Source organism: Bradyrhizobium sp. NAS80.1 (genome assembly GCF_001908205.1).
In the GTDB taxonomy this organism is placed as follows: Bacteria; Pseudomonadota; Alphaproteobacteria; order Rhizobiales; family Xanthobacteraceae; genus Bradyrhizobium.
Map to the genome: position 1 here is coordinate 1 of NZ_LGHL01000268.1, position 9810 is coordinate 9810.

The window sequence follows — 9810 nt, forward strand, 5'->3', positions numbered from 1 at the left end:
TTCAGCCCCCTTTCGACTGTCGCTCTAGCAGTCGAGACGACATTTCAGCCGTCGGTAGGAAATCAGCGAGCGTAAGAGGTGCTACTTAAATCATGTTTCACCTCTCTAGCGCCTTCACGGCGCACCATCCATGTCGATGTGGATGATCTTACGATGAGGCGCCGGGTGAGCGCCTTGCTCCGGATCGGGTGGGGCCATACGCCAATTGTACAGGGAGCCAACAGCGGAGTCGCGGCGAAGGGAGCCTCAATCCGTTGGCGGGCACTCCGGGCAGGTGTCGCCGATCGAGTCAAGCACCTCGGCGATGGCCGCGGCGGCTGCCTCCGGTGAGACACCGGCTGGCGGATCCCGACGGGCGCTATCGAGGGCACGTTCGCGAGCGTGCGGGTCGGCTCGATCCTGCATCCAACCGTGTTCCTCGCATTCACGGATGGCACCGGCTTCGTCAAGCACAAAGATGGCCCAGCCGTGCAGCGTCCGGATCGCGGGCCGCCTTTCCTTCGTCATCAGCATCGCAATTTGCTCCTGCTGGGACGAATCCATGACGCCCCTCCGCCGTTCCTGGCGGTTAGCACAGGGTAGGGATTCGAAATCGCGGGAGCTCGCGCTTTTCCACCTGTTCCCTCTGCCTGTGCAAAAGCTAAGCGGCGGGTGGAGGATCTTCCTTTTCACCGGTCGCAACGATCTTGAGCGCACCGTCCGGAAGCGGCCGCTGCAACGCCTTAGCCTCCTCCCAAGGGGCGGTGAGCCATGTGTCGTACTCCTCCGTCGTCGTCAGGATGACCGGCATCGCTTTCGGATGGACGCGCTTGACCTCAGCGTTTGGTTCGCAGGTGAGGAAGCCGAAGAGATCGGCGGTCACTTCGCCTTCCTTGGCCTTGCGCACGCTGGTCCAGTTCGTCCAGAGACCCGCGAAGGCTAGGAGGGGCCGGTCCTCGTCCGGGGAGAACCACACGGGCACCTTCTTGCCGTCGATGGTGTCGTACTCACTGAACGACGTGAACGGCACCAGGCAGCGATGCTCCGGATCGAGCCATCGCTTCCAGTGGGCACTGTTGACGTTCCTGATATTGGTGGTGCCGCTATCGGGCTCGATCCGAAGAAGTTCCTTGAAGTCGACCGACTTGCCTTTGGCCTCGAGCTTTTGAGCGCGTTTCTTCGTGGCGTCCATTAGCGCCTTTGACGAGGAGGGCATGCCCCAGCGTGCCATGACGATCTCGCGCCCGTCGGACGCGCTGCGAACGATTGGCGCCGGATAATCCGGGAAGATTCCGGGCAAGCTGGGGAGATTTCCGACGCGGCTGTTCAGGGCTTCGAACAAACGGCGGATCGCGTCGACGTTCCGAGTCATCGAATAGAGATTGCACACCAAAGGCCCCCGCATTGGTCGTTGACGCCTTAGCACATCTACTGCATCAGGCGGCGCGCTCGCGTCCGGACCCATGCTGCTCGAATGGAAATGACCATGGCAGCAATGAAACAAGCGTTCCCACCGACAGTCCCCTTGACTCATTGTTCATGTTTTGTTCTTATTCTGCGTGTCCAGCCAAGAAGCGAGCCATGGACAACCGCATCAACGAAATCCGTAGAATAATCAGAGCCTTGCGCGTCAGCATGCGCGAAGCCGAATCCATTATGCACGAACAGATCAACCGCGATGAGGATTGCACGTTCGTCGCCGAAGAGATTTTGAAGATGCGCACGGCTATGGCCGGACTGGCCCAAGAGCGGGCGAGCCTGGGCGACACCGATCCCATCGTGGTCGCCAGCCTCTTCATCCCGCGGCGCGCGCCGGCCTCGCCACGGCCTCATCCGATAAAGCGTCGTCTCGTACCGCCAGGATCAGGACTGCGGCAGCTCGCGAGGTAGTCGCAGGATGCCATGGATAACCTTCGGCGATTTCCGGCGCCGTGGGTGATGGAAGAGGAAGAGGATTGCTTCCGCGTCAAGGACGCGAACGGCTTCTCCATCTGCTGTGTCATCCATCGGAACGACATGCATTCGCGGCGCTATCAGTACGCCGAGAACTACCTGTCAAAGGATGAGGCGCGGAGGATAGCAAAGGCCATCTCTCGGTTGCCCGAGCTGTTGAGGCGACCTCAATACTAGGAACTGCCGAAGCGGCTCCGTGCTGGGGACTCGTGATGAGTAAAGATGGATTAGACTACCCCGCTGCTGGCATTCCCTTCCAGCGGCGGGTTACTTTTGTGAGTTGCGTAGGTGGCGAAGCGTACCAAAGCACTTTCGATGCCGGGCTTTATCAAGCCACAGCTCGCCACGCTCAAGAGCAAGGCGCCGTCCGGCGCTAACTGGCTCCACGAAATCAAATACGACGGCTACCGTATCCAGCTTCACATTGGGCTTCTACTTCGAGGGCGATCGTTACGCGCGACCGCTTGCCGTCATCGAGTGGCTCAACTGTGCCTTTGGCAATCGCTGTGAGGGGGCTGCCAACGCCGCGCACCGTCCACGTCCTCGGAGGATTCAGTTCGGTGATCTCCTCCGTCCTCTGCAACTTCCGCGGACCGACCCGCCGGGTCACCACGGCTTTCAGTGGGGCGTCACCTTCCCGGCGTGCCGACACGACGCCCCCCTGCCATTCGGGGAAATGCGAAAAGTCCGTCGCGTATACGAACACGTCTTCGGGGCGACGGGATATCTCAATGCTCTCTACGATCGTTGCCATCTGTTCCTCCTCTGCTCCGATCTCCTGCGGATGTCGCTGGGCCGAGGCGCTAAGCATCCGTCGCCGCGGGGCCGCCAGGTCGGAGGCGCGCCTGGTCAGCAAGAGTGTCGCAATAGCAAGTCCAGCGACGAAGAAAGCTTTTCCCGCCAGGAAGATCGTGAGTTCAACCTCCTCACTACCGGGAATGATCTCACTCAAATCCAAGGCTGCGGCCGGCCCGCTCGCCATGCAAACCGCGCGGGCCATCCCTTTCAGCAGGGCAGAGCCTCAATCACGCAGCGACGGACGCGCTTATCGCGCTGCCCGGAGCGTCATGTGCGAGACGCCGAGGGCAAGGCTGGCGCCAGACTGCCCCTGGACGGCCAGCGGTTGCAAGACAACCGCCCGGTCCGGTCCGCGGGCCAGCATATTGGTTCCCGGGCCAGCGGCACCGACGGTCACCCCGGCGGCGGCGCCTGAGTAGTCGCCGGCCAGCATGCCTGGACGCCCTCCAGCGGGGGCATAGACGGCCCAGCTCATGCGACCGCCCGACGTGGTCCCGATATTAAGGCCCAACGTATCCACGGTGCCGACATAGGCCTGGCGCGGTCCACGCCGCATCGAAGCATAGATGCAGTTTAGTTGTGTTTGCGACCCGACAACGACGCCAACAGTCGGGGACATGTTGCACGTGAGGGTGCCTACCCGCGCGCGGGCACTGTCCTGAGCCATTGCTGGCGTGGCGGCGAGGGCAACGGCTAAACCAACCAATGCGTGTATCGGCCTGTTCATGATGCAAACCTCCTTGAGGGGGACACCGCGAAAACGCGGTCAGCGTTCCAGTGTTCCACCATGTTCCGGCGGAGTCGGCGCAAAGCGCCGCTGGCTCGCTATTTCTATTTAAGCGCCTTAGCGTACCCTGAACGCGCCCGATCCGCCTGATGAGTATACGGCGGGCTTATCCTGTCGGAACTGCCGTCTCGTTGACGCCGGACAATCGGGAGAGGCGATCGTGCTTACTCGGCATTTGACAAAGCGATGTCTGGGTGTAGTCGCGGTCATCATCACGATATCGCTGATTGCTGCTTTGGCGAACTGGCCCAGCACGTTGGCAGCCGCCGCGGAGAACCTCTATCGTGCGCAGACAATCGTGACTGGACAGGGCGAAGCCAATCGCATCATCGGCTTCGCCGCTTGTCTCGAGGACGTTCTCATCAAGGCTACTGGGGCGCTCAATCTCGAGGGCGATCCTCGACTAAACGCGTACAAATCGCGCTCGGCTGATTTCGTTAGCGCCTATGGCTACCACGACCAGATGTCCGGCACGCCGAAGCGCGACGAGCAGGGTAGCCGCGACCGGCCGTACGATTTGATCGTCGATTTCGATGACAAGAAGATCAACGACGTTCTTGACTCGCTCGGCGTCAAGCCCTGGCTTTCGCGCCGCCCGATCCTCGGCGTTTTTGTCGAGATGGAGCAGGGCTCAAGACGATACATCGCCACATCGGATGCAAAGCAGTCCGACCTGCAACGGGACTCGCTCCTCGCCGCAGCCTTGAAGCGGGGCATGATGATCGTGCTGCCTGATGTCGCAGCATTGACGAAAGCGAACATTAATGCCGCAGAGCTCTTGACGACACCATCCTCGACATTGGCATCTGTGGCGGCCGAACGCGGGGGCGAAGTCGCCTTGGTCGGACGGCTAAAGTGGGAGGATTCTGAGCTCGGATGGGCGACGGAGTGGCGGATGGACTGGAATGGCCGGATGCACCGATGGCAGCTTCGCAGCGTCACGTTTGATGAAGCCTACCGCCGCGGCATCGGCGGCGCAGCTCAAATCCTCTCAGGCAACGGCGATCCGGGATAGGTGGTCGCGGCGATCTGCGCAATGTGCGGCGCATCAGTCCGGGTCTGGCCCAACTCTGGCCTAGCCAGATGTCCACTTTTGTGCTGCTGTTGGGGGCGAAGCGGCCTACGCATCTATATTGAGCTCTAGGACGAATGAATGCGGCAGATTCCGTTGGGAGCCAGAGGAACATCGACATTGCGGGTGCAACCCGAGCATCTTGCCGACCGATTCAAGGACGCCATATTGCCGCAAGTGCTTGCGACGCCCGTGATGATTTTGATCATGGAAAACGCCGCGCTCAATGGTGGCCGTCAGTCATGATGGCGTCACGGCCCCGCGTGCCGAACCTGCTCATGAAAGAGCGGTAGCGCCTTGCGATCGGAAAGGGGCAAATCGGGTGCGACCAGAAGGCGAGAATAGCGTGACTGCTGCAGAAGAGCACGGCGTCGAAAACTATCCGCTCTACCAGTGGACGAAGGCGACGATCGAGAATCCGGCGAAGAAGGAAAAGTATTTGAAATCCTTTACGCTCTACGTGGACGACCGGGAGGTCTATGCCAAGGAGGTTGCTGACGCGCTGGAGGCGGCCTTGCAACCGCTCTCCACTAGCGGGCTCATCACGCGAATATCCAAGTACGATACCAATCCCGCCAACAATCCTCAGTCGCCGCAGCGCCCCCGCGAGCGGCCCTAGCCCATCCGCGAGAGCGAGCTCGATACCCGCTCCTGGCCCGTGCTGACCAACCCCAATACTTGTCTGCCCGCCTGCTTTCAGGGGTAGATCGGACGTGGCCAGCGACGCAGCGAGCTCGACGCGAATGACCCTAGACTGACGTCACCAGCGTCAAAACAAGGGCATCGGTCATCGGGGCAGTCTTTTGAAATCATCAAAGCGAAGACGTTCGACAAGGGGGGACTCTGACATCCGTCGGAGTCCCTCGCTTGGATCTCGTGGCAGAAATAAAGAGGGCAACACCTTACTTGATGCCAACAGGGCACCCTTGTCTCGATGCCCTTGGTAATAGGATCGTCGGTGATTTCGACAAATGCGCGTCTGAGCATCACACCGGGCCCGAAGCTCGCGGCGAGATTGGATGGGTCGACCAGTTCCACGCTGGTCGGATCGTTCGGATCGCGAAACCGCCCCAGCACCGGAATATCTTCGAGCGGCAACTCACCCGTAGGCTTCAACCGCTTCACCTCGTCGAGATAAGCGGCGGACGGTGGATGACGTAGGCCCCAGAAGGCGCGCGCGGGGCATCGCCCGTCGTTCACCTGTAGCTGTGATCTGATGAGACTATATGCGCGCGTTCACTTTGGGTTCAATGGAAAGATACGTGTGTAGCCGTTTGGCAGGAGCGCCCTAAGCTCTCAGTCTTCAAGCGCCAGTGGGATTACGGTACGGTACTTTCCGGCGGAAGATGGAACTGGCGGTTCGGCGGCCAACTCAACAGACACGTGACCAAGCCCATGCTCATTCAACAGCTTGGTCAATTCGGAATGCACCGTCCGCCAAACCCGGTTTAGGTCAGCGTCGGCTGCGGGATGGAGGCGAACGCGCAATTGTGTTGGCGCAGTCTGCACTATCTGAAACAACTCCACACCGGGTACATGATCGATCTCAAGCGCGAGCGATGGCACTGCGACTTCCTCTCCGCGTTCGGTTGGAAACGTGAGGATGTCGGCAGCTCGGCCCCGTACGCGGATCGCCGGAAGCGGGTTGCCGCAAGGACAAGGATCAGGTCGTTGCAGGATGCGGTCGCCTAGATCGTAGCGGAGGATCGGCTGCACGCGATTGGCGAGGTTGCTCACGAGGACCGTATGCGACTCCTCGCCGGGCGGAACCGGCCGATAGCTCGCGTCGACGGGTTCGAGAATCACCCAATCGCTGTTGACATGATACCAACCGTGTTCACAGCCGATGGCCATGAACAGGCATTCAGTCGCGACGTAAACGGTCCGGACCTTGGCGTGGAATGCCCTTGCGATCCGGTCGTATCCGTCCTGCGAAAGCCCTTCCGAAGTCGGAAGAACCAGCACCGGCTGAATATGTAGGCGATCGGCATCCTGCTCGGCGGCCAATAGTGCCATGACGCTGGCGTATCCGATGAGCAGAGCCGGGCGGTACCGATTGAGTTCGGCGACCAGATTGCGCAACGGCGCCTGCGCCGGAAGGGCCCGTAATCGTCGGGCCGATCGCTTTGTACGGATTGCAGCAAAGCTGGTTGCGCCGATGTAATGGCCGCCCATCGCCAGGACCGACGCCGCACGGCCGCCGCGGACGAGGAGACGAAACATGTCGCTGACGCTAAGCCAGCCCATCATCACGCGCAGCGAAAAAGCGAGAGTGACCGTCCAATTGTGTGTGTCTAACAGAAATATTCCAGGTGTCCCGGTGCTGCCCGAAGTGGTTGCCACTGAATACTTGCCAAGGAGGCGCTGCCCAATCAGCTCAGGGTTATCGACAAACCCTCGCACTGCCGCGAAACTCAGCTCGCGGTCTGTGACCCAATCGTCAAAACGACGCATTAGCTCTTGCTTATTAGCCACCGGCAGCACGGACGAACTCTCGATCCGCTCCGGTAGGCCCTGATAGAGTTCGCGATAATACGGCGAGTTGGCGCGAGCGAAGGCGACGGCCTCGCCGAGCCGAGCGCGTTGTCGCTGCGCAATGGCGTTGAGACCTTGCCTTCTTGCGCAATGCGCATCGAGCAATACCCATAAGATGCTTTCGCTCATGACAAGTGAACCCACAACAGGCGAGTGCGTGGCGATGACATTCACGTCGCACCGCCGCGCAAGCGGCTCGCGAAGGCTTACAGGATCATCAGACGAAAACGCCCTATAACTAACCAACCGCGCCCACCTCGCGGCGCAAGCGCTTGCGCCACGTGGGGCGCGGAGGTTGATGCTCGCTTTCTCTGGCCGCTAGGACGCTGGCACTGTCGGCGCTGACCCCGTCGGGCACTGGCACTGTCGCCTCAGGTCCTATGGCGCTCGTGGCGCGAGAGACCGTCTCGATCAACCTGCCCCTCATGTAGACCCGCGCAGGCAGTGGACCCAACTCACGACTAGGTGAAAGGCGAGATCGGCTTGGGCCTTGATCTGCCTAACCGGACAACGGGCGTCGCGCTATTGGTCTATTGTGCCTGCATCGAAGCCCGGCGTCGTATTAAGGCGCCCGGCAGGATCGAGCGGGCGCTTCGCGGAAGACTCTGCTCTGCCTACGGATCTCGGCGGCGAGGAGGTCAGCGACAGGCCCCGCCGCTCGAAGCCGAAGAAGCCACTTCCTCCCAAGCTGAGCGAGAAGGCTGCCCGTAGAGTGATCATACGAATGCGTCAAGCGCGGGTGATGTGCAGGGTCGGGCTGGTCCAGCGCGTTCACTTACTCCGACAACCCGATCAGGTATCGGATTACGACGAATGTCCCCGCGCCAACGAAAGCGGTCAGGCCCACGGAGAACAGAACCCTCAAAAGGTGAGCTTGCTTGGTGCTCAAGTGGAATCCCCCGCATCGTTCGTCTGCCGTTGGCAACAGAGCGCGGCATTGCAGTGAGAAGATGGCGGGCGTGGGTCTCCGGTCCCAACGAGTCCTGAGACAGAGGCCCGCCGGTTCACGCTGGCGGGCCATCTTATGGCGGGATAGAAGGGCCAGACTGCGTTAGCCGCTGGAGAGGGACTTGAGCGCCGGTGCAAACCGGCGGTCAATGGAAGCGCTGATCCTGGTGACCTTGATGCGGAAAGCAGAGGCGCGGTTAAATATCGACGGATACGTCCTTATGCTGCGCATCCGATGCGACGGCCTGGAAAACGTTGGATGCGTCGCACTTGAGCAGATGGCGGCCGACTGATGGACTTTCCCTATATCTACCGCTGGGATCGGCATGGTCGGAAAGGACAATTCTGCCGCGTCCTAGCGCGTGGAAAGATGAATAGCTGCTGCGTCGAATTCGAGGACGGCTACAAGATGATCACCAGCCGCAACGCGCTAGGTGCGCGGAGGTAACTGAGACACTGAGCGAGTTGCTTCGCAAATTCAGGCTTGCAGATTTTTCGCGCCGCCCGTTTAGTGCACCAGAAGGGGCGCGGCCGTACATCCGGCCGCGCCGATTTTTTTGACCGTCCCCTCCCGAGGCAGGCCTTAGGCCGCCCTTCTGATGCCGCGTTCTCTGACATCGCTCGTCGGTTTGATCTCGCCTACAAGCTCCGCGCCATGATAGACGCGCACCTTCTCGTCGGGCGCGAAGGGCCAGACCTTTTCGCGGGCAACACTTACTGCGGCTTCAAGCGTCGGCTTGACGCGGTACTCGAAATTTCGCGCCTTAACCGTGTAGGTGGTGGCCTTGGTCATGATTGGCATCCATCAATCTCCGCCCCGGCGTCGGACAATCAGCTGCGAGTCAATTCGTTCCGCGAAAGTTTATTACTCTGCGTGATTTTTTCGCGCATCACGCGGGCACACAGTCAGGAAATCGGCACCCCGCAACGATCGGGTATACGCATCTGCGCCTTCGGATTTTTTTAACGGACCAGCAGGACTGCGATGGCGGAGGCGAACCCCAGCACTAGTATGCTGGCAGCTGTTACCGCGACCAAGTCGATCGAGTTGTGGTGAAGGTGAAGGCGCATGGCGACCTCCCGCGCGTTGGCGACCTATCAATTCGGCAATCGCCAAAACAGTTCCCTCGGGCAGGTCGTCGGCAGCTCGCTCTACCTTTCATTCCGAAAGTCGGGACTCAGCGAGAAGCGCTCCGCGGCAAGCCGGAGTTCAAGCGTCTCATGCGCGCCCTGACGCCCGGCGACGTAGTCGTGGTGACTCGCCTCGATCGGCTGGCGCGCTCAAGCCGTGACCTGCGGAACATCGTTCATGACCTGCAGGAAGCTGGTTGCGGCTTTACCAGCTTGGCTGAGTCGTGGTGCGACTCCACCAGCCCGGCGGGCAAGTTGCTAGTGACCATCCTCGGCGGGATCAGCGAATTCGAGCGATCACTGATCCTTGCCCGCACCGAGGCCGGCATCGCCAAGGCCCGCAAGCAACGCAAGCGGTTCGGTCGACCCTCCGCCCTTGATGCAGGCCAGCGCCAGAAGATCGCCGAGTGCTATGCTGCAGGCGAGACAATGGCCGCGCTGGCAGAAGAATACGAAGTGGGCGAGGCCACGTTCTGGCGGGCCCTGCAACCGGCACTGGCGTTCCTCGGCCGGGGCTCCGACACCGGCAAGCGCAAAGGCCTCTCAGCGGCCGGTGGTCAGCCGCGGCGGGATCTGGGACATCATCCAGAGCTCGATCGCAGCCAGG

General features: G+C 60.8%; 11 protein-coding genes and 1 pseudogene. 6 read left to right on the forward strand and 6 right to left on the reverse strand.

What is annotated here, in order from left to right:
* Positions 1 to 246 precede the first annotated feature (246 nt).
* Positions 247 to 513 carry a hypothetical protein gene (locus tag AC629_RS40910; protein ID WP_084810333.1) on the reverse strand — a complete coding sequence of 89 codons (267 nt, stop codon included), beginning with the start codon at positions 511 to 513 and terminating at the stop codon, positions 247 to 249.
* A gap of 127 nt (positions 514 to 640) precedes the next feature.
* A complete protein-coding gene (locus AC629_RS40915) occupies positions 641 to 1369 on the reverse strand; it encodes an SOS response-associated peptidase (protein ID WP_084810334.1) in 729 nt (242 codons plus the stop codon).
* A gap of 191 nt (positions 1370 to 1560) precedes the next feature.
* Between AC629_RS40915 and AC629_RS47380 the strand changes: the two genes are divergently transcribed.
* The gene (locus tag AC629_RS47380; RefSeq protein ID WP_084810335.1) at positions 1561 to 1869 is read left to right on the forward strand and encodes a hypothetical protein; all 309 of its coding nucleotides are present in this window, start codon (positions 1561 to 1563) and stop codon (positions 1867 to 1869) included.
* 454 nt (positions 1870 to 2323) lie between these two features.
* Here the strand turns inward: AC629_RS47380 and AC629_RS50355 are convergent, their stop codons facing one another.
* Together AC629_RS50355 and AC629_RS50835 are read right to left on the reverse strand one after the other, a co-directional pair.
* A complete protein-coding gene (locus AC629_RS50355) occupies positions 2324 to 2884 on the reverse strand; it encodes an SRPBCC family protein (protein ID WP_168195712.1) in 561 nt (186 codons plus the stop codon).
* Between the two features lie 93 nt (positions 2885 to 2977).
* Positions 2978 to 3457, reverse strand: a complete 480-nt coding sequence (locus tag AC629_RS50835; RefSeq protein WP_084810338.1) for a DUF992 domain-containing protein — start codon at positions 3455 to 3457, stop codon at positions 2978 to 2980.
* Between the two features lie 220 nt (positions 3458 to 3677).
* Here AC629_RS50835 and AC629_RS40940 point away from each other — a divergent pair, with 220 nt between their 5' ends.
* The 3 genes and pseudogenes from AC629_RS40940 to AC629_RS40950 all read left to right on the forward strand — a co-directional run.
* On the forward strand, positions 3678 to 4532 hold the full coding sequence (locus tag AC629_RS40940; protein WP_245332161.1) for a DUF2066 domain-containing protein: 855 nt from the start codon (positions 3678 to 3680) through the stop codon (positions 4530 to 4532).
* A 138-nt stretch (positions 4533 to 4670) separates the two neighbouring features.
* A complete protein-coding gene (locus tag AC629_RS40945) occupies positions 4671 to 4835 on the forward strand; it encodes a hypothetical protein (RefSeq protein ID WP_210419190.1) in 165 nt (54 codons plus the stop codon).
* A gap of 100 nt (positions 4836 to 4935) precedes the next feature.
* A pseudogene (locus AC629_RS40950) lies at positions 4936 to 5208 on the forward strand (hypothetical protein); the annotation flags it as partial.
* Positions 5209 to 5885: 677 nt separating this feature from the next.
* On the opposite strand, the gene AC629_RS40960 reads toward AC629_RS40950, so the two are convergent.
* Positions 5886 to 7298: a phenylacetate--CoA ligase family protein gene (locus tag AC629_RS40960; protein ID WP_245332162.1), complete on the reverse strand. Its 1413-nt coding sequence runs from the start codon at positions 7296 to 7298 to the stop codon at positions 5886 to 5888.
* Positions 7299 to 8194: 896 nt separating this feature from the next.
* On the opposite strand from AC629_RS40960, the gene AC629_RS47385 reads away from it, so the two are divergent.
* Positions 8195 to 8365, forward strand: coding sequence for a hypothetical protein (locus AC629_RS47385; RefSeq protein ID WP_161491955.1), 171 nt, complete (start codon positions 8195 to 8197; stop codon positions 8363 to 8365).
* A 290-nt stretch (positions 8366 to 8655) separates the two neighbouring features.
* On the opposite strand, the gene AC629_RS40965 is transcribed toward AC629_RS47385, so the two are convergent.
* Positions 8656 to 8865, reverse strand: a complete 210-nt coding sequence (locus AC629_RS40965) for a hypothetical protein (RefSeq protein ID WP_143199842.1) — start codon at positions 8863 to 8865, stop codon at positions 8656 to 8658.
* Positions 8866 to 9293: 428 nt separating this feature from the next.
* Between AC629_RS40965 and AC629_RS40970 the strand changes: the two genes are divergently transcribed.
* Positions 9294 to 9810 (forward strand): recombinase family protein (locus tag AC629_RS40970; protein ID WP_084810343.1); only part of this gene is annotated, 517 nt, incomplete at its 3' end.